This is a genomic window from Paenibacillus sp. J22P59, assembly GCF_059383895.1.
Genome location: NZ_JBXENX010000007.1, coordinates 41138 through 60008, shown reverse-complemented (window position 1 = coordinate 60008; position 18871 = coordinate 41138). Strand labels below are relative to the sequence as shown.

Annotated in this window: 20 protein-coding genes; 15 read left to right on the top strand and 5 right to left on the bottom strand. The window is 47.4% G+C overall.

Translation table 11 applies throughout. The features are described 5' to 3' along the window. The first annotated feature begins 5 nt into the window (after positions 1–5). Entirely contained in the window at positions 6–737 is a 732-nt protein-coding gene (locus tag AC50YO_RS13620) for a rhomboid family intramembrane serine protease (RefSeq protein ID WP_494847689.1), read from the top strand. Positions 738–769: 32 nt separating this feature from the next. Next, positions 770–1669, top strand: a complete 900-nt coding sequence (gltC, locus tag AC50YO_RS13615) for a glutamate biosynthesis transcriptional regulator GltC (RefSeq protein WP_494847688.1) — start codon at positions 770–772, stop codon at positions 1667–1669. A gap of 59 nt (positions 1670–1728) precedes the next feature. Here the strand turns inward: gltC and AC50YO_RS13610 are convergent, their stop codons facing one another. Continuing rightward, positions 1729–2415 carry a zinc metallopeptidase gene (locus tag AC50YO_RS13610; protein ID WP_494847686.1) on the bottom strand — a complete coding sequence of 229 codons (687 nt, stop codon included), beginning with the start codon at positions 2413–2415 and terminating at the stop codon, positions 1729–1731. A 37-nt stretch (positions 2416–2452) separates the two neighbouring features. Next, positions 2453–2884, bottom strand: coding sequence for a MerR family transcriptional regulator (locus AC50YO_RS13605; protein WP_494847684.1), 432 nt, complete (start codon positions 2882–2884; stop codon positions 2453–2455). 288 nt (positions 2885–3172) lie between these two features. Between AC50YO_RS13605 and AC50YO_RS13600 the strand changes: the two genes are divergently transcribed. From AC50YO_RS13600 to AC50YO_RS13590, 3 genes are read left to right on the top strand one after another with little or no spacing between them, the layout of a single operon-like run. Further along, complete coding sequence (locus AC50YO_RS13600) at positions 3173–4528, top strand: ammonium transporter (RefSeq protein WP_494847683.1); 1356 nt, start codon at positions 3173–3175, stop codon at positions 4526–4528. A gap of 43 nt (positions 4529–4571) precedes the next feature. After that, positions 4572–5639 carry a DUF294 nucleotidyltransferase-like domain-containing protein gene (locus AC50YO_RS13595; RefSeq protein ID WP_494847679.1) on the top strand — a complete coding sequence of 356 codons (1068 nt, stop codon included), beginning with the start codon at positions 4572–4574 and terminating at the stop codon, positions 5637–5639. Positions 5640–5667: 28 nt separating this feature from the next. Then, complete coding sequence (locus AC50YO_RS13590; RefSeq protein WP_494847675.1) at positions 5668–6402, top strand: 3'-5' exonuclease; 735 nt, start codon at positions 5668–5670, stop codon at positions 6400–6402. A gap of 117 nt (positions 6403–6519) precedes the next feature. Here AC50YO_RS13590 and AC50YO_RS13585 read toward each other — a convergent pair whose 3' ends face one another. Continuing rightward, a complete protein-coding gene (locus AC50YO_RS13585; RefSeq protein ID WP_494847674.1) occupies positions 6520–6993 on the bottom strand; it encodes a M67 family metallopeptidase in 474 nt (157 codons plus the stop codon). A gap of 90 nt (positions 6994–7083) precedes the next feature. Here AC50YO_RS13585 and AC50YO_RS13580 point away from each other — a divergent pair, with 90 nt between their 5' ends. Continuing rightward, positions 7084–7620, top strand: a complete 537-nt coding sequence (locus AC50YO_RS13580; RefSeq protein WP_494847673.1) for a TlpA family protein disulfide reductase — start codon at positions 7084–7086, stop codon at positions 7618–7620. A 59-nt stretch (positions 7621–7679) separates the two neighbouring features. Here the strand turns inward: AC50YO_RS13580 and cimA are convergent, their stop codons facing one another. Beyond that, complete coding sequence (gene cimA / locus AC50YO_RS13575; protein WP_494847671.1) at positions 7680–9293, bottom strand: citramalate synthase; 1614 nt, start codon at positions 9291–9293, stop codon at positions 7680–7682. Positions 9294–9472: 179 nt separating this feature from the next. Between cimA and AC50YO_RS13570 the strand changes: the two genes are divergently transcribed. From AC50YO_RS13570 to AC50YO_RS13560, 3 genes are all read left to right on the top strand, one after another. Next, positions 9473–10747, top strand: coding sequence for a DNA polymerase IV (locus tag AC50YO_RS13570; RefSeq protein WP_494847670.1), 1275 nt, complete (start codon positions 9473–9475; stop codon positions 10745–10747). Positions 10748–10890: 143 nt separating this feature from the next. After that, a complete protein-coding gene (locus AC50YO_RS13565) occupies positions 10891–11127 on the top strand; it encodes a ferredoxin (protein ID WP_494847668.1) in 237 nt (78 codons plus the stop codon). A 142-nt stretch (positions 11128–11269) separates the two neighbouring features. Further along, the gene (locus AC50YO_RS13560) at positions 11270–12637 is read left to right on the top strand and encodes a L,D-transpeptidase (protein ID WP_494847667.1); all 1368 of its coding nucleotides are present in this window, start codon (positions 11270–11272) and stop codon (positions 12635–12637) included. A 7-nt stretch (positions 12638–12644) separates the two neighbouring features. Here the strand turns inward: AC50YO_RS13560 and AC50YO_RS13555 are convergent, their stop codons facing one another. Continuing rightward, a complete protein-coding gene (locus AC50YO_RS13555; RefSeq protein ID WP_494847665.1) occupies positions 12645–12785 on the bottom strand; it encodes a hypothetical protein in 141 nt (46 codons plus the stop codon). Positions 12786–12959: 174 nt separating this feature from the next. On the opposite strand from AC50YO_RS13555, the gene AC50YO_RS13550 reads away from it, so the two are divergent. The 6 genes from AC50YO_RS13550 (at position 12960) to AC50YO_RS13525 (ending at position 18857) form a co-directional block, all read left to right on the top strand. Beyond that, a complete protein-coding gene (locus tag AC50YO_RS13550; RefSeq protein ID WP_494847664.1) occupies positions 12960–14057 on the top strand; it encodes a quinone-dependent dihydroorotate dehydrogenase in 1098 nt (365 codons plus the stop codon). 17 nt (positions 14058–14074) lie between these two features. Beyond that, positions 14075–14878, top strand: a complete 804-nt coding sequence (gene yjbM, locus AC50YO_RS13545; RefSeq protein WP_494847663.1) for a GTP diphosphokinase — start codon at positions 14075–14077, stop codon at positions 14876–14878. A 146-nt stretch (positions 14879–15024) separates the two neighbouring features. After that, positions 15025–16644, top strand: coding sequence for an RsmB/NOP family class I SAM-dependent RNA methyltransferase (locus tag AC50YO_RS13540; RefSeq protein WP_494847659.1), 1620 nt, complete (start codon positions 15025–15027; stop codon positions 16642–16644). 1 nt (position 16645) lies between these two features. Then, positions 16646–17398, top strand: coding sequence for a pseudouridine synthase (locus AC50YO_RS13535; protein WP_494847655.1), 753 nt, complete (start codon positions 16646–16648; stop codon positions 17396–17398). A gap of 21 nt (positions 17399–17419) precedes the next feature. Then, positions 17420–18217, top strand: a complete 798-nt coding sequence (locus AC50YO_RS13530) for a Cof-type HAD-IIB family hydrolase (protein WP_494847653.1) — start codon at positions 17420–17422, stop codon at positions 18215–18217. A gap of 397 nt (positions 18218–18614) precedes the next feature. Further along, entirely contained in the window at positions 18615–18857 is a 243-nt protein-coding gene (locus AC50YO_RS13525; protein ID WP_494847650.1) for a hypothetical protein, read from the top strand. The last annotated feature ends 14 nt before the right edge of the window (positions 18858–18871 follow it).

The window sequence follows — 18871 nt, the reverse complement described above, 5'->3', positions numbered from 1 at the left end:
ATTATATGTCCTCCTCTATATGGAATGGTCATTACCAAATTAATTATAATCGTAATGAAATGGCATTGTCCAATGATTGGGAGGTTAGTGATGATATGATTTTCTTGAGATACGAAAGTTTCCGTGTTTATTTGCGTTCTTATCCGGTGACAGTTGGTTTAATTGCTCTTAACCTTATTTACTTTATTATCGTTGCTGTGACCGGCAGTACGACTGAGGGGGAGCATCTGTACGAATACGGCTCGTTCTATGCGGATACGACGTATGATCCGTATGGCATGGAACAGCCTTGGCGGTATGTCACTTCGATGTTTATGCACAGCGGACTTCAGCATTTGTTCTTCAATATGTTTTCACTACTTGTATTCGCACCACCGCTTGAACGCTTGCTCCGTCCTGTGAAGTACTTCGTTTTTTATTTATGCTGTGGAGTGTTTGCGAACTTTTTCAGCAGTTTAGTAGCGGTTCTTCTCAAGGAGCCAGGCGTTCATTCGGTCGGGGCTTCCGGGGCTATATACGGTGTATATGGAGCTTTTCTGTTCTTGGCCGTGTTCCGTAAGGCATGGCTTGACGAAGGCTCGCGCAAAACAGTTTACACAATTTTAGTGTTTGGTATCATATATTCTGTTATGATGTCGACAATTAACCTATGGGCACATATCGGAGGCTTGCTGGCAGGGTTTTTGTTATACGGCTTGCTGGATCGTGCCATGGTTAGGAAGCGACGTTTTCGTTAGTATGAGGGTACAGGGGAGACTCAGGGGATATTATGGAACTTCGGCAGCTCTACTATTTTGTAAAAGTAGCCAAGAAAGAACATGTTACACAGGCAGCTGAGGAGCTGCATGTGGCTCAATCGGCCGTAAGCCGACAAATTCATCAGCTCGAAGAGGAGCTTGGTGTTAAGCTATTCCTTCAGAAGGGGCGTAATTTGCAGCTGACGCCGGTTGGACAGCTGTTCTTGAAACGTATGGAAGTGATCCTCGCTGATTTGGAACGATCAGTTGTTGAAATTCATGAGTTTCTTGACCCGGAAAAAGGGGAGATCAGGCTCGGTTTTCCGCATAGCTTGGGGGTATCATTGATTCCGCAGGTTGTTGCGGCATTCCGGCAGCTGCACCCTAATGTAAGATTCCGGTTCAAGCAGGGCATGTATCCTTCGCTAATTAGAGATATGGTCAAGGGAGAAATTGATTTGGCCTTTATCTCGCCTTTTCCAGACGAGCATGATCATGTCTGTGGTGAGGTGCTGCTGACAGAAGAGCTCTATGCTATCCTGCCTCCTAATCACGCCTTGGCAGGTGAGGAGACGATAGATCTGAGTCAATTGAAGGATGAGAAGTTCGTTCTGTTTAGTGAAGGGTATTCGCTCCGTCCTATTGTATGGGATGCTTGTCAGGAAGCCGGGTTTACGCCTAAGATCGGCTTTGAAGGCGAGGAGACAGAGACGATACGGGGCTTGGTTGCGGCCGGTATGGGCGTGAGCCTGCTGCCTGAGATGGCCTTGCAGCATTCAGGCATTCTGCAGCCTGCCAAAGTTCGTGTGCAAAATCCTCGAGTGACACGTAATATTGGCATTATTCATCGTTCTAATGAAAAGCTTCCATTGGTTGCAAAAGTGTTTCATGGTTTTTTAATTCGATATTTCAATGAGCGATTGGACAAATAAAAGAGCAACAAAAAAAGCTGAGCAGATGCTCAGCTTTTTTGTTGCTCTTTCACTAACGATTAATCGTTGCTTCTTGAAGTGAAGATCATAATGTACTTAATGAGCTCAAGAAGCGAGATGAGCGCTGCTGCTACATAGGTTAGTGCGGCAGCATTCAGTACTTTGGCTACGCCGCGTTCTTCATCGTTGGAGATGAAACCTTCGGAAATCATCAAATCACGTGCGCGATTGCTGGCATTGAATTCAACGGGCAGTGTAATAACCTGGAAAGCTACGGCAACCGAGAAGAAGATAATGCCAAGACCAATCAGTCCAGTCGCGCTGAATAGGAATCCGGCAATTAATAAGAATGGTGCGATACCAGATGCGATATTAACGACCGGGAAGATCCGGTGGCGAAGTACGAGCATAGGGTAGCTCTCTTTGTGCTGAATCGCGTGTCCGACCTCATGGCAAGCCACGGAGAGGGCGGAGATCGAATTCTCATAATAGACGGGCTCCGACAAGCGGACTACTTTGTGAATCGGGTCGTAATGGTCGGTTAATCTTCCTCGTACCGGCTCGATTGGGATATGCTGAAGGCCATTCGCATCCAGCATTCGTCTAGCGGCCTCATATCCGGTCATGCCGCTCATGGAACGAACCTCGGCCCATTTATTAAATGTTCCCTTTACGCGGAACTGAGCCCATATAGAGGCGGCAAACGCGATGATGATTAGGAAGTCCATAGGATGAAAAAACAACATAGTGCATTACCTCCGTTCATATTTCGTATAGGGTCCTCTACATGAATGACCCTTTATTAAGTAGAAGCACAATGGCTTCAATGCAAGCTGCTGTCTGAGGCATCAGACGGGTGTACAGCTGATTAGCTTGTCGCGGCTTCATCTTCTTGATAGCCGGTTCAAGCTCCTTGACCTCGCGCTCCAGCTGATTCAAGTGATGCTGAAGGTCATTCAGCTTGCGAGATAATTCCTCTTCAGGAGTTACTTTGCTCCAGCCATCCAGAGCGGCCTTTATTTCCTCAAGAGTATATTTTTCTTTTTTCATTTTTTCAATACGTTCTAGACGGACTAAGGTTTCATCGCTATATAGGCGATAGTTTTTAGCGGAACGCTCTACCGCTTCTACTAGGCCCTTAGATGTATAGTAATCGATCGTCCGAGAACTGATGTCTGCTAATTTGGCTAGCTCGCCAATACGGTATAGGTTCATATTCCCAAGCTCTCCACCTTCCTTCTATGTTCTCCTATAATGATAATCGGAAAGCAACCATACAGTCAAACGTGTTACATGGGGAATTATAATGCTTCCAATTCGGATTTATGATTCATTTCGATAATTTGTTAGCTAACATAACGCAGTTTGCACTTTTCAGTATATTCCTTGCATTTTATATGAAATATGCAAAATTCGGATTGTCAAACCTAACGCCTCTGACTATAATGACAATAAGTCTTTCTTAACGTGTAAGAAAACATAACATAAAAGGGAGTGTTTGAAATGGTCAAAAAAATGATATTCATGGTAGCAGCAATGTGTTTATTGTTCCCGGCAATGGCGTTTGCCAGTGATTTATCTGGTGAAGCATTAGACATTTCCATCAATTCGCTTTGGGTCATGGTAGCTTTTGTGCTAGTTCTGCTCATGCAAGGAGGCTTTATTCTGCTTGAGGCTGGTTCTACTAGAATGAAGAATGCGGGACATGTAGCAGGCAAAACAATCTTTACGGTAGGCTTAGCAGCACTCATCTATTGGGCTATTGGCTATGGCATCGCTTTTGGTGGCAGCGGGAATGCATTAATTGGATGGGGCGATTTCTTTTTTAACCCCGCTTTGACGCATGATGGCTCTGGAATACCTTCCTCCGTATTTTTCTTGTTCCAACTGGCTTTTGCAGCGATTTCGTTATCTATTGCTTGGGGCGGCTTTGCAGAGCGTGCCAAATTATCCTCTTACTTAATTTTTACCGTCGTATTTATTGCAGTCATTTATCCGGTGGTTGCTCATTGGATCTGGGGCGGCGGATTCCTCGCCGAAGATGGCGCACAAGACTTTGCAGGGTCGACGGTCGTTCATTTATCGGGTGCATTGGCGGCATTCGCAGCGACCGTGCTGCTGAAACCGCGTATCGGCAGATTTAATAAAGACGGCTCAGCGAACGAAATTGCTGGCCATAACCAAGTGTTTACCGCTTTATCCGTTTTGCTGCTATGGGTAGGCTGGTTCGGCTTTAATGCAGGAAGCACGCTTGCAATCGGTGATGGCTTCTTCGGTTATGTTGCTTTTACTACGATGTTAGGTGCAGGCGCAGGTGGGGTAGCGGCATTGCTGATCTCATGGGCCGTGTTGGGTAAAGCAGATATAACAGCTACACTGAACGGAACGCTGGCAGGTCTGGTGGCAATAACAGCATCTTGTGCTTTTGTTGATCCGTGGGCCGCTGTTGTTATTGGTCTTATAGCTGGCGTACTAGTCTTCTTCTGTGCAAGGCTGTTCGAAAAGCTCAAAATTGATGATCCGATCTACGCGTTATCTGTTCATGGTGTGGCAGGTATTTGGGGGACGCTGGCTAACGGCATTTTTGCTACACAAGTGCTGGCTGACAAAGTAGGCGTCGGTCAAGGCGGTCTTATTGATACAGGCAGCTGGAAGCAACTAGTCGTTCAATTTGAATCTGTTCTAGTAACTGGTGCTTTTGTATTAGCGGCATCCTTTTTGGTTCTTGGTCTTATCAAAGTTACTATTGGGTTCCGTGTAACAGAAGAGCAAGAAATTGTAGGTCTTGACCTTAGTGAGCATGGCGCATATGGTTATCCTGAGCAATTGAAAAAATCGGCACAAGATACGCAAGCATAATTTACACACAGGGAATGTCAGGCAGAGGGGAGAGTACAGCCGAATGGGAGATCCGGTGCGTGTGCAGCTTCTCAAACAAATTAGCAAGGCAGATAATAGTATGGTGCTGCGCAGTTTACGGGATCAGCTGCATGAACTGATGGGGGCCTCTCTCCACGAAAGTCCGATTGAATCATTCAATGAACAATTAAATGAGGCGCATGATGCGGTAATCTGCCGCGCGGTGGCTCTTGGTGAGGCAGAGATGGCACGGCTGGGGAAGGGTCTTCCCCCCGTGCCGTACACCTATTTATTGTTCGGCAGCGGAGGACGCGGAGAGCAGACCTTGTCAAGTGATCAGGATAGCGGAATTGTATATCAGGATACAGAGAACGAACCAATCACAACGAAGCAGTATTTTCACCAATTGTCATCACTGATTGTTGCTTATTTGGAACAGGCAGGATACCCTCCCTGTGAAGGAGATGTTATTAGCAGCAATAGGGCTTGGTGCCAATCCCTAACGGAATGGCGCAGCACTCTGGAGGGATGGTTTCAGGAGGCTGCTTGGGAGTCGGTACGTTATTTGCTTATTATGGCGGATAGCCGCTCTATTTATGGGGACAGCCGTTTATTGGACCAACTCAAGGATTATTATTTCACGGATATGCTTAATCATCCGATCATCGTACAGCGAATGCTGGACAACACGATGCGGCATAAGGTGCTTTTGGGTGTTTTTGGACAATTGCTTAAGGAACAATATGGTGAGGATACCGGCAGCATTGATATCAAATACGGCGCTTATATTCCAATGGTTAATGCCTTCCGCCTGCTTGCTGTTCAAGCTGGGCTGAGAGATACTTCGACCTTGGCTAGAATTAGAGGGCTTGCTGGGCAGGAGAAGCTGTGTTTGGAAGAAGCCGCAGCCTATGAGCAGACCTTCCGATTGTTTCTTCGATTGAGGCTTATGACTACCGAGGTTAAGAAGCAGGGGCTATATGCTAATAATGGCAAGCTTCCAAGCAGGGAGTTATCTAAGGAAATGACATCAGAATTGAAAAATGGTCTGCGGGTTAGCAAAAAGCTGCAGCGCAAAGTAATCAAGCAAACGATGAGGAAGCTTATGTAAGATACGAAGCAAGCGGTGGTGAAGGTGAATGAAAGAGCCTAAAGGTATGGGGCGGATGTGGAATCTTTATAAGATGGGCGGATTTCCGCCTGCAATAGCTTCCATGATGGGCGTACAAAATGCGCAGCAGATGGCATTTATTCGTTCTGTCAATAAAGGACAACGCAAACAGTCTATGCTGGATATGCCGCTGAAGGAGCTCGAAATCGTTGTGTTTGACTTGGAGACAACAGGCTTCTACCCATCTAATGGGGATGAAATTATCTCGTTCGGTGCTGTGTCGATGCGCGGAGCAGAAATAGACGAGCAGCAGACCTTTTACAGCCTGGTTAACCCTGGGAGGCATATTCCAAATCACATAGTGGATTTGACGGGCATCTCGAATAAGGCAGTAGAGGGAGCGCCGGATTTGATGCAAGTGCTGCATGATTTCATGGAGTTCGTCGGCAAACGATTATTGATTGCTCATGCTGCTGGGCATGACAAGCAGTTCCTCAATGCTGCTCTGTGGCGCACATCCAAAGTTAATCTTAACCATCGCGTGCTTGATACAATGATGGTGGCGAAGTGGCTTGACCCCGGGCAGCGCTCGTATGCGCTTGATGATCTGCTTGAGAGCAGTGGCATTCCCATTACAGAACGCCATCATGCGCTTCAAGATGCTGTTATGACGGCTAAGTTATGGCGTGGCTACTTGGCTCGCATGCTGGAGAGGAATGTTACCACCTTAGCTGATTTGTACGCTTACCTAAGCAAGCACTAATCGTTCGAATTTTTTATAAATAAAAGCCCTTAGCACAGCAGTCGATTGCCGGCTTGCGAAGCTGGGGCTTTTTTTGTGAAGCTTAATTTTGAGAATGATTAGGTAAATGGAGTAGGGTTATTCAGTTGAGAACCATAATGGAGAAGAAGAAGAGCTAGGTTGAACTAACGCAAGCGGATAGAAGACAGATGAAATTCGGCAATATGGCTGGACAATTGGATGATCTGGACTTGACATGGATATAATCCAATAAGTGAAGCTGCTGTCGCCTGACCAATATCCGCTCTCGTCATATTCCGAGGGAATAGGCGGCGTTGAGGGATGGGAGTGGAAGAAGCCGACAATTGTTTGTTGGTTTTTTTGCGCAGTGAAGTAAGCATCCGTCCATTCCAGTGGGTCGAAGGAATAGGCATGCTTCGGGGCAACGTGATTATTGTGTATGGATCGCACAGAGCTTACAAGCATCTCGGAGGACTTTGAAGCGCCTTGCTCACTAATAAGGATGCCGCAGGCTTCATTCGGGAGTAAGCGATGGCAGATGGCTATTAATTCCGTATAAGCATCCTTTGTAATGGCAATGGATATATTCAATATAAAGACCTCCCCTTGAGCTTATATTCCAGATCGTGGTACGATGGACAGGAGCAATTGAAGATGTGAAGAAAGAAGGGAAATGAAACGATGAGACGCGCATCTGCGTTATTTGTTGTAGCATTTGTATTAGCAGGATTGGCTGTATACCAATATATGACGTCCAGTGATGATCCAAGTGCCGCCGCCTCAGCTGCTGACTTTAAGCCTAAGGCAGGATTCACTGCCGCCGCATTCCAGCTTCCTGACCTCAATGACCAACCCTATACAATAGGCGGCAAGCAGGATAAGCTTACTTTTGTTAATTTCTGGGCATCCTGGTGTGCGCCATGTGAGCTGGAAGCGCCAGATCTGCAAGCATTGCAAGAAAAGTATGGAGACGAGATTAATGTAGTCGGCATTAATGCAACGAAATTCGATAAAGAGCGCGGAGCACGAGAGTTCGTTGAGGAATATGAATTCACATTCCCTATTCTCATGGACCGGGTGGGTGATATTACGAAGCAATATAAGGTGGAGAATTTCCCCACTAGCTTCCTTATCGACTCCGACGGTGTTATTCAAGAGCGAATTAATGGCGTCATTCCTTTGGCTGAATGGGAACGGCTTATTAATAAATATAAGTAATGACAATAATAACGCCCGGCAGAGCAGAATGCTCTAGCCGGGCGTTATTTGCTATAGGATTAATGATTAACCAGGCCGATTCGCTCCAAGTTATCGGTAGGGACAGTCTCGGATTTGGCCATATCGAGCAAAGCGTAACGAATGCTGTCAATAAGCGCTTCCCAGCTTGCTTCGATAACATTGCTGGACACGCCGACTGTACTCCACGAGCTGTCGAGGCTAGTAGATTCTACAAGCACCCGAACCTTGGCGGCAGTCATTTCCTTCTCATCAATTACACGCACTTTATAATCGGATAGATGGATCTCTTCAATCTTGGGATAAAACTGTACAAGTGCCTTGCGCATCGCATTATCAAGCGCGTTGACCGGACCGTTGCCTTCTGCCGCGGTATAGACTTGCTGCCCGTCTACATTAAGCTTCACAATCGCTTCAGAGATCATACGGCCATTGGAGCTTTCAACGAGCATTTTGAACGACTCGACCTTGAATATCTCCTTGGTTTCGCCGAAAGCCTCACGAAGCAGCAGCTCTAGAGAAGCATCTGCACCTTCGAATTGGTAGCCCTGATGCTCCAGCTCTTTGATGTGGGCCATGATTTCTTTCGTTTTTTCATTGTTGGCATTAATGTCTAGTCCGAGCTGTTGGGCTTTGAAAATGATATTGCTCTGACCTGCAAGCTCGGATACGAGGATGCGCTGTTTATTGCCAACGAGCTCTGGCTCGATATGCTCATAGGTTTTGGAATCCTTCATGATAGCGGATACATGGATACCGCCTTTATGAGCGAATGCGGCGTTGCCGACATAGGCTTGACCGACAGGCATGTTCACGTTCGCGATCTCGCTTATGAAGCGGGCAGTGCTTGTTAAGGAAGCCAGCTTCTCGGCAGGCAAGCAATTATAGTTCATCTTTAATTGCAGGTTCGGAATGATGGAGCACAGATTGGCATTGCCGCAGCGCTCTCCGTAGCCATTAATCGTACCTTGTACTTGGCCAGCGCCAGCTTGTACGGCAGCCAATGTATTGGCTACAGCTAGTTCGCAGTCGTTATGAGTATGGATGCCGATTGGTGTAGTGAGCTCCTGACGTACACGGCTCACGATCTCATGAATTTCTCCTGGCAGCGTTCCGCCATTCGTATCGCAGAGTACGAGCCAGTCTGCGCCTGCTTCTTGTGCTTTGCGAAGAACAGCAATTGCATATTCAGGATTGTTCTTATAGCCATCGAAGAAATGCTCCGAATCGAACATGGCTTCCATTCCGCCTTGCTTCAGGAAAGCGAGGGAATCGTAGATCATAGCGAGATTTTCTTCTAATGTAGTCTGCAGCGCCGTATGAACATGGAAGTCCCAAGATTTGCCGACGAGAGTAGCAGCTGGGACGCCGGATTCTACAATACGCACTAAGCTGTCATCATGCTCAGCCAAGCTGAATTTGCGGCGGGTGCTGCCGAAAGCGGTTAGCTTCGCTTGCAGGTTCAAAGACTTCACCCGTTGGAAAAATTCAATGTCCTTGCTATTGCTGCCTGGATTTCCGCCTTCAATATAATGAACGCCAAGAGCGTCTAGTTTCTGAGCAATTTTGAGTTTGTCATCTGCGGACAGGCTAATCCCTTCACCTTGTGTACCGTCACGCAGCGTAGTATCAAATATCGATATAGATGTTGTCATAGCCGGGACGCCTCCTTTTTCACTTATCTCCATTACAAATCATAATGTACTATTATAACACTTGTGGATTAGAAAGTAGAGAGGAATAGGGAAAATTTTATAAACAAGATGCTTGCAAGTGGAATTGACGTGCCTCCTGCAAGGCAGTTATGCTGGAAAAGGGCAGGAGGGAATTGGATATGTCCAACATTCAAAGTGATTATCCCGTTAAGGGGCGCGTCATTCTGCATCTGGATATGAATGCTTTTTATTGTTCGGTCCATGAGGCGGAGGAGCCCGAGCTGTACAAGGGCAAACCGACAGCTGTCGCGGGCAGCGTGGAGCTTCGTAAGGGCATTATTGTGACCTGCTCTTACGCAGCGCGGAGCAAAGGCATCAAGACAGGGATGACCGTCCGACAAGCGATGAAGCTATGTCCTCAAATTATTATTATTCAGCCTGACTTTTATTTATATCGTCAATATTCAAGAGGCTTCATGGAAATCGCAAGACAATATACACCACTTGTCGAAGCCATCTCCATTGATGAGTGTTACTTGGACATTACCGGCTCCAAGCTATTTGGTACGCCGCTTGAGATTGCAGCAGCCATTCAGAGCCGCATCCGAACGGAGTGGTCTCTTCCTTGCTCTATAGGGGTTGCTCCCAATAAGCTGCTTGCCAAGATGGCATCCGACATGAAGAAACCAAACGGGATGACCGTTCTCCGAATTCGAGATGTGCCAAGCCTGTTATGGGATAAGCCTTGTGATACTTTGTTTGGTATTGGGAAGAAAACTGCGGACAAGCTAAGTAGGCTGCAAATTCGCACAATCGGCCAATTGGCTGCAGCAGATGAAGGAATGCTCATCAAGCAATTCGGTACGGTGGGCTCCTGGATGAAAATGGCCGCTCACGGCATTGATCATGCGCCAGTTAATCCAGATAGAGAGCAAAATAAATCAATCGGGCATACAACGACATTGCCAAGTGATGTGACAGCAAGAGGGGATGCGCATCGGATTATGCTTAATTTGGCAGATCAGACGGGAAGAAGGCTAAGACGGCAGAAATTAATGGCGACCACGGTGCAGATTACGATTCGGAAGCCTGATATGACAACCATTACCCGCTCCAATACGCTGCGCGTGCCGACTCATTCTACCGACGATATTTTTCATGAAGCCTGTCGTTTGTTCGATGCTCATTGGCCTGCTGGGGAGCCTGTCAGGCTGCTCGGCATTACGCTTCAGAACCTGTCGGCTCAGGATGAGACCGCTATTCAGCTCGATTTATTCGATTATAAGGAGCAACCGCGCAAAGAGGCCTTGACCAAGGCGATGGACTCCCTGCGAGATAAATTTGGGGAGAATGCTGTTCTTACGGCGGGCATGCTTGGGGATGACCCTTCCGCATTGATACGCAACAAACGTATTCGCGGAACTTCTTTGCAAAAGGATGATTTGAGCGATTAGTATTTGCAGAATTGTTGCCAAGGTGAAAGGTTTGTTATATATTGATGAGTGAAGGATTACACTACTATTAAGCAAACGGAAGACAAGCTTACCTATAAGCAATATAGAGATTATTCCGTATATATTTTTGGGAGGGAACGATAATGGCTAAGTTTACTTGGGTAGAGAAGGATACTTGCATCGCTTGTGGTGCTTGCGGAGCAACAGCGCCAGATATTTATGATTATGATGATGAGGGAATTGCGGAAGTGATTTTCAAGAATGACGGCAATCACGGCAACACCGAGATTCCGGAAGATCTTTACGATGATTTGCAGGATGCGGCGGATGGCTGCCCTACGGACTCCATTAAGATTGCTGACGAAGCATTTAATATGTAATCATACGATATATAACGACTTCGCTCCAAGATTCGGCATTGCTGAATTTTGGGGCGAAGTTTTTTTTGCCCCCAAAGTCTAAGTATTTGGCTGCCAAGAAGCCGATATAGAGGGTATCAGTGTTTGGAGGAGATACAAAGCGATGGATAAACCTGATGATATGCTCTATTTGAAGCACTATGTACGGCAGCATCCGAATAATCGTATGGCTTGGTATTTGTTGGGCAAGCAATATATGGCAGAAGGCAAAGAAGCCAAGGCCAATTATTGTTTTATTCAGGCTAAGGAAATTTATGATGCCTTCGAGAGAAAGCGGCATCCGCTGGCGGAGCAGCCGCAAGAGCTCTTGGAGCAATGGAATACGACTCAGCGAAGGAAGCAGCTATTGAAGCGTACGGTCTTAATGGCCGCTGTTCTGCTCGTATTCGCGGTCCTCCTTCCTTCAAATACGGCTATGCCTGATAAGGAAGCAGCAATCTCTGCTACAACAGAGCAGAGCGTACCAAATATTGGTGTCGTATTCGTAGACCGACAGGATCGCAAGCCGATCGGCAGCGCTTGGGATCGCATGCTTGCTTGGTCGACACAGCCTGCTCTTGCGATAGCAGCCCGAATGGACGAGGAGAATGGCTGGCGCAAATGGACAGGCCGCAAACGGATACTGATGTCTGTTACAAGAGAGCCGATGAGCCCGATCATGCAGGTTAAGATGCATGATGCTGCAGCCTGCAATTGCAAGCCTGTTGATGCGACAACCGCAGAGGCGGAGCTTGCAGATTGGACGTCAAGGCAGGAGGTGCGTTGGACTTTGGCCAGTGCTATTCATCATTACAACAAGCAATATGGCAAATGGCCTCAGCAGTTGGATGATCTGATCAAGCCATACCCTAGAAATGTATTGTCAGGCGAGGCGCCTGGCATGCGCAAGATGTTTGGGCCCCTGCTGAAGGCTCTTCAAGCGGATCAGAGCAGCAAGGAGCGCGGAACTCCTGCCAATAAGCCTAAGCAATCGGAGTTAACCGCACAAGTTCAGGAGGAATCGCTTGGCGACGAGGAGAAGCATTGGCGCAAGCCTCTAGAGATCATTGTGGATAAGGCAACGTATCGGCTGGCTGTTGTGAGTGGAGACGTCATAGTTCGCAGCTATCCGATCGGACTCGGGGGCGACAAGACGCCGGAAGGAAGCTTCTATATAAGCGAGAAGGTTAAAAATCCCAATGGACGAGATAACGGACAATTCGGGAGCCGAGGCATGACCTTATCCGGGGGGCTGTACGCGATCCACGGCACAGACGAGCCGGACAGCATCGGACTTGATGAATCACTTGGCTGCATACGAATGGGGAAAGCGGATGTGGAGGAGCTGTATGATCTGGTGCCGCTTGGCACGGCTGTACAAATAAAAAACGGGACTCTTCCGTTCCAGACACCAGAGTCTCCTGAGAGATTCAAGCTTGTGCCTAAGCAGAACGAAACGAATCCTGATAAAGTTTATCGGTGGTTGAATTAATAATAAGTTATTGTCCTACAATGAGAAGGACAGCTACAGCGACAATCACGATGCCGCAGATGGAGCTGATCCAAATAAGCGCTTTTTTATTGACCTCTTCTTTTGGCTTTGTTTTGATGGCGGGAGCCTTGCGTTTTGCTGAACTCATTCACAATCAACCTTTCTATGGGTTAATAATAGCAGATAGGTCCATTGTAATCGTTTACTTGTATTACCGCAATACAACGAGAGAGTTCTGCAGCTAGCGGGGCTCTTTTCTTTTTCCTTTAAAAAAGATAAACTGTTCGATAGAACATCTATTTTGAGATCGGAGTGAATGTAGTTGCTTTATTCTTCAATATTGAAGCCTGTACTATTTCGTATGGACCCTGAGAGAGCCCATCATCTCGTTATAGATGGCCTGCATACGGCAGGTCGAGTGCCTGGTATGAACAAGCTGATCCATTCCATGTATGGCGTGAAAGATGCTCCAGAGCTTGCCATGGATTTATTCGGCATCCATTTTCCCCATCCAGTCGGACTGGCTGCGGGCTTAGATAAGAATGGCAAAGTAGCAGATGCTTTTTCCAGTATTGGATTTGGGTTTGCTGAGGTAGGCACGGTTACACCCAAGGGACAACCAGGCAATGAGCAGCCGAGAATGTTCAGACTTCCGCCTGACGAAGCCTTGATCAATCGTATGGGCTTTAACAATGAAGGTGCTGAGGCAATGGCCAAGCATTTGTCCAAGCGCAAGATACACCGAATTCCTTTCGCAGTTAATATAGGCAAGAACAAAGTAACGCCTAATGAAAAGGCTCATGAGGATTATCGTTCATGCATACAAGTCTTGTATTCGTATGGTGATTTTTTCGTGGTAAATATTAGCTCGCCCAATACGCCTGATCTTCGAGCGCTGCAGCACGGAGACGAGCTGCGGATGCTGCTCTCCGAGGTGCTGGAGGAGGTTGGTCAGCAAGCAGCAAGAATAGGCGAGAAGCCGAAGCCTGTACTGGTCAAAATCGCACCCGACATGACCGATGAGCAGCTTGAGCTTACGGTTGCCACAATTAAGGACAGCGGCGTGTCTGGTATCATCGCATCGAATACGACGGTATCTCGGGAAGGATTAGTACATACGAACGCGAGTGAGACTGGCGGGCTTAGCGGTTTGCCGCTTCGTGAACGGTCAACAGAGGTGATTAGAGCAGTCTATCGGCAGACGGAAGGAAAACTACCGATTATTGGCTCAGGGGGCATTTTTACAGCAGAGGACGCATACGATAAAATCCGCGCCGGCGCTTCTCTCGTTGAAATCTATACTTCCTTCATATACAAAGGACCTGGCATTCTTAGAGAAATAACGACTGGCCTGAAGGAAAAGTTACGGAAGGACGGCTACCGCAGCATAACGGAAGCAATCGGGGCAGATCATCGATAAAAACAGGAGGCGGCCGGATGGATGGAAGAGACTGGAATCTTTTTTTGCAGCCATATGAACAAGCAGTAGAAGAACTGAAGGTAAAGCTTAAGACAATGCGGGTAGAGCTCAAAATGAGGGAGTCGTATGCACCAATCGAATTCGTCACCGGCCGAGTCAAAAAGGTGTCCAGCGTGCTGGAGAAGGCAAAAAGGTTGAATGTGCCTCCCGATCAACTGGAGACAGGAATAGAGGATATTGCAGGCATTCGAATTATGTGTCAATTCGTGGATGATATTCATCGTGTAGCTGGCTTGATCCGCACGCGCAAGGATCTTACCCTAGTGTATGAGAAGGATTATATTACGAACTACAAGGATAGCGGCTATCGCAGCTATCACATGATTGTCGAATATCCGGTTCAGACTGCTCTCGGTTACAAAATCGTATTGGCCGAAATTCAAATTCGTACACTGGCTATGAATTTCTGGGCGACGATCGAGCATTCACTGAATTATAAATATAAGGAAAGCTTGCCAGAGGATGTGCGTGATCGCTTGAAGAAGGCCGCTGAGGCCGCCTTCCATCTCGATACAGAAATGTCTAGCATAAGACATGAAATATTAGATGCTCAGCGAGATTTTGAGGTGCGATCTACTATTGTATCCAAGCTGTTGAGCGACATACAGGATTTGTATTTCTATCATCGCATTCGCGAAGCCGTTCAATTTCAGTTGAAATTCAACGAGCTGTGGGAAAGCGAAGATTTGTATGGATTGAAGCAGCTGTCTGTAGAAATAGAAGCTGCGATTCTCCGTGCAAAGAGAAATAATCAATCCTAGAGAAAGCAAGGAGCTACCCCAAGGATTTGTACACCTTGTCGGGCAGCTCCTTCTTCGACTTTGTTATTTATCGCAAGTTCAACTTATCAGATTGAGCCGAATTTTTGTATGTAAGAACCTACAGGATGCGGCAGGAGGAATGGAATATGCCAAGTTATTTGCCGCTTGCTTTTACAAAGAGAATGAAAGAACTGTTAGGGGGCGAGTTCGATGCCTTCATGGATTCTTATAACGATCCGCGTGTATATGGAATTCGCTCGAATGGCTTGAAGGTAACGGGAGAGGAATGGATATCGCTGTCACCCCTCGGAGGCACTGTCCAGCCGATTCCTTGGGCGGAGGATGGATTTTATTATCAAGAGGGGGAACGTCCGGGCAAGCATCCCCATTATCATGCAGGTCTCTATTATATCCAGGAGCCTAGCGCAATGGCGCCAGTCAAGCTTCTTGATGTCAGGCCAGGCCAGCGGGTGCTTGATCTATGCGCAGCCCCCGGGGGGAAATCGACGCAGATTGCAGCGAAGCTGCAAGGCAGCGGTGTGCTCGTCAGCAATGACAATGCGAAGGAACGAACGAAGGCGTTGGCGAAAAATATCGAGCTGGCGGGTGTACGTAACGCCGTGATCTTGAATGAGGAACCAAGTGCGATGGTCCCAGTGTTTGAACAATGGTTCGACCGTATTCTAGTAGACGCCCCTTGCTCTGGGGAGGGGATGTTCCGTAAGGATGAGTCGATGATTGCGGAATGGGAAAAGCATTCCGTTGAACGCTGCTCCATTATGCAACGCGACATTATGGTCAGCGCTGCAGCGATGCTCGCCCCGGGAGGCTTGATTGTATATTCTACCTGTACGTTCTCCCCCGAGGAGAATGAAGGACAGATTGCGGCTTTCCTTGCCGCGCATCCGGAATTTGAAGTGGTTCAGGTCAAGCATGATTATGGCTGGACGTCTGGCAGGCCGGAATGGGCTGGCGAATCAGGTGCGCTGCTTGCTTCAGAGAGACTTGCAACGATAGCAGGAACCGTACGTCTATGGCCACATCGCATAAAAGGAGAGGGGCATTTTGCGGCTGTTCTCAAGAAGAACGAATCTGCAATCCCGAATTCAAGAGAAGAAGATGATTCTAGGTTATCGAATAGAACTGACTCTGCTGCTTCAGTTATTGTTGAGCCGACTAGAAACAAGCAGGGTGCAGGGAAGTCTCGAGATCGCAAAGGCAGCGGCGATTCGCTTCGCATACAAGAGAAGCGGAGCGGGAAACCAAGCAAGCAGCAGTCGACTAATCGCCTTTCTCAGAATAGTGCGGACCCGAAGAATTCTTGGTTGGAATTTGCGAATGCGCATCTGTCGAATGCCTTCCATAAGGATGGCATTATTCAAGTTTATGGATCCCGTGTGTATTTGCAGCCTTCCTCCTTGCCTTCTCTAGACGGCTTGCGCGTCGTGCGTGCCGGCTGGTATGTGGGTGAAGTAGGACACGGGGGGAGATTTCATCCCTCTCAGGCTCTTGCCATGGGACTGACCGGCAAAGAGGCGGCGAGATCGTTAAGCTGGCGATCAGATGATCCTAATACGATAAGGTACTTAAAAGGCGAGACTCTATTCGTCAATTCGGATACTGGACTTGAATTAGCCGAATCGGCTGAGTCGCGGCCTCACGGCTATGTGCTTGTCTGTACAGACGGTTATCCTATTGGCTGGGGAAAATTAGATGCCGGCGGCATGCTCAAGAACGAGCTGTCTACAGGCTGGAGGTGGATGTAAGGTGGCTAAAAAATTGCGACTGGACAAGCTGCTTGCTCATACAGGTTATGGTACAAGAAGCGAGATTAAGCGCTTCGTGAAGCAGGGGAAAGTAATCGTTGACGGCAAGGTAGCCAAAGATAGCGGGTTATTGCTGGACCCGGATCTTACAGAAGTCTTCTTCGATGGTGAGCGTGTATCGTATCGCGAGACCATCTATATTATGATGAACAAGCCTCCTGGTGTTATTTCGGCGACAGAGGATCGCAGGGAACAGACGGTTATCGATCTGCTCGCGCCAGAGGATCAGCTAATGGAGCCGTTTCCTGTAGGAAGGCTCGACAAGGATACCGTAGGTCTGCTGCTGCTGACGAATGATGGACAACTAGCACATGAGCTTCTCTCCCCACGCAAGCATGTTGCCAAAACCTATGAGGCACTCGTTAGGGGTGATGTTGGTGAGTTGGATCAGGAGCAATTCACAGCTGGCGTTACGTTGGATGATGGTTATGTAACGATGCCGGCTTCTCTTCAAATTCAACAGAAGGATGCCGATGAAGAAGGAATGCTGTCTCACATTTCGCTCACGATTATGGAAGGGAAATTCCATCAGGTTAAGCGGATGTTTGAAGCGGTGGGCAAAAAGGTGCTCCAGCTTAAAAGAGTGGCGATGGGGCCTCTAGAGCTCGATCAATCCTTGCAAGAGGGCAGCTATCGAGAGTTGACAGATGAAGAAGTCGAGCTGCTTCGCTCGCATCGGGGATTAGCCAAATAGAGAAGTGGAGGGATGTAAGCGATGGCGCTTCATTACGACATAATTGCTTTGGATGTAGATGGGACTTTGCTGAATGATGATCATCAATTAACGATAGAAACGCGGGATGCTGTCAGGGAAGCTGCACAACGAGGTGCCGAAATTGTTCTGTGTACGGGGAGAAGCCCAATCAGCACAATTCCTATTTTGGAGGAGCTGGGACTGGGCGGCATGATGATTACCCATAATGGCGGCGCAACCATTGATGCGGCAAGCCGGGAGATTATTCACCGTTATGATATATTGCCAGAGCAGTTGGAGCAGTTTTTAATTTATTGTCGGTTGAATGGGATACACTTTGATTTAAATACCGCTTTTGAGATGATGGTGGAGGGAATGACGCCGGAAGCAGAAGCTATGTATAGCCGTTTTCATGCTGCCCCGTTGCTCTTGCAACCTGATACGGCATACCCTGAGGGGCTTGTCAAATTCACGGTATTCGGTACGAAAGAGTCGATGGACCTTGTGGAATCGGAGTGGGGACTGTGGCCTCCGCATTTGCATACGATTCGCAGTGGTGATTTTTTTATTGATGTTATGCATCCTGAGGCTAATAAAGGAACAGCTTTGCAGCAGTTTGCAAAGAGCAAGGGGATTGATCGGAGCCGTATACTTGCGATCGGCAATTACTTTAATGACGTGACGATGCTGCAATTCGCAGGGCATGGGATTGCCATGGGCAATTCGCCTGATGGGGTAAAAGCCGCCGCACACAGCGTAACCAAATCGAATATGGAGAATGGCGTAGCTTATGCTCTTCGAGAGCATGCGTGGAGCTAGCCTGCCAATTCAAATAAAACCGCCAAGAGCTTAGCTTTTGGCGGTTTTGTTTCGATAAGCTATTTAGAGATGTTCAGGTTTCTGAATGATTCGATTGGGGCTGCGTGTTTTAGAGTGCGGCTCCGTCGTAGTTCACTTGGATGCGCGGCGTGTGCGGATGAAAGTGTTGTTGAACATAGGACAGAAATAGCGGAATGTGGTTCCGCTATTTCTGTCCTTCTGCACTATTGAGGCAGAATAACGGAACGCGATTCCGTTATTTCCTAATATTTAGAGATAAAGGACGAATGACGAGACAATAACGGAATGTGGTTCCGCTATTATTATTTTGAAGAGAAGAAACGTTAAAATAACGGAACTTGGTTCCTCTAATGGTACGCGAGGAGGCGGGCAGATCATGAAATATTCTCTTCAGATAAGTAATGATAGGGAAAAGTACAATTTACGAGAGTTGGGAGAGTTGGGAGAGTTGGGAGAGTTGGGAGAGTTGGGAGAGTTGGGAGAGTTGGGAGAGTTGGGAGAGTTGGGAGAGTTGGGAGAGTTGGGAGAGTTGGGAGAGTTGGGGAATGTTGAATTTATGTCACCAAGATATTATTTAAAAAAGAACGCCATTCTCCTCATCGGAGAATGGCGTTCTTAACTTTCTTTATTCAT

Excerpts from the sequence above, each read along its gene's own strand:
- yjbM (WP_494847663.1), top strand. The coding sequence starts at position 14,075 with ATGGATGGAAGAGACTGGAATCTTTTTTTGCAGCCATATGAACAAGCA.
- AC50YO_RS13530 (WP_494847653.1), top strand. The coding sequence starts at position 17,420 with ATGGCGCTTCATTACGACATAATTGCTTTGGATGTAGATGGGACTTTG.
- AC50YO_RS13590 (WP_494847675.1), top strand. The coding sequence starts at position 5,668 with ATGAAAGAGCCTAAAGGTATGGGGCGGATGTGGAATCTTTATAAGATG.
- AC50YO_RS13595 (WP_494847679.1), top strand. The coding sequence starts at position 4,572 with ATGGGAGATCCGGTGCGTGTGCAGCTTCTCAAACAAATTAGCAAGGCA.
- AC50YO_RS13565 (WP_494847668.1), top strand. The coding sequence starts at position 10,891 with ATGGCTAAGTTTACTTGGGTAGAGAAGGATACTTGCATCGCTTGTGGT.
- AC50YO_RS13555 (WP_494847665.1), bottom strand. The coding sequence starts at position 12,785 with ATGAGTTCAGCAAAACGCAAGGCTCCCGCCATCAAAACAAAGCCAAAA.
- AC50YO_RS13600 (WP_494847683.1), top strand. The coding sequence starts at position 3,173 with ATGGTCAAAAAAATGATATTCATGGTAGCAGCAATGTGTTTATTGTTC.
- gltC (WP_494847688.1), top strand. The coding sequence starts at position 770 with ATGGAACTTCGGCAGCTCTACTATTTTGTAAAAGTAGCCAAGAAAGAA.
- AC50YO_RS13570 (WP_494847670.1), top strand. The coding sequence starts at position 9,473 with ATGTCCAACATTCAAAGTGATTATCCCGTTAAGGGGCGCGTCATTCTG.
- AC50YO_RS13605 (WP_494847684.1), bottom strand. The coding sequence starts at position 2,884 with ATGAACCTATACCGTATTGGCGAGCTAGCCAAATTAGCAGACATCAGT.
- AC50YO_RS13525 (WP_494847650.1), top strand. The coding sequence starts at position 18,615 with ATGAAATATTCTCTTCAGATAAGTAATGATAGGGAAAAGTACAATTTA.
- AC50YO_RS13580 (WP_494847673.1), top strand. The coding sequence starts at position 7,084 with ATGAGACGCGCATCTGCGTTATTTGTTGTAGCATTTGTATTAGCAGGA.
- AC50YO_RS13540 (WP_494847659.1), top strand. The coding sequence starts at position 15,025 with ATGCCAAGTTATTTGCCGCTTGCTTTTACAAAGAGAATGAAAGAACTG.
- AC50YO_RS13560 (WP_494847667.1), top strand. The coding sequence starts at position 11,270 with ATGGATAAACCTGATGATATGCTCTATTTGAAGCACTATGTACGGCAG.
- AC50YO_RS13620 (WP_494847689.1), top strand. The coding sequence starts at position 6 with ATGTCCTCCTCTATATGGAATGGTCATTACCAAATTAATTATAATCGT.
- cimA (WP_494847671.1), bottom strand. The coding sequence starts at position 9,293 with ATGACAACATCTATATCGATATTTGATACTACGCTGCGTGACGGTACA.
- AC50YO_RS13610 (WP_494847686.1), bottom strand. The coding sequence starts at position 2,415 with ATGTTGTTTTTTCATCCTATGGACTTCCTAATCATCATCGCGTTTGCC.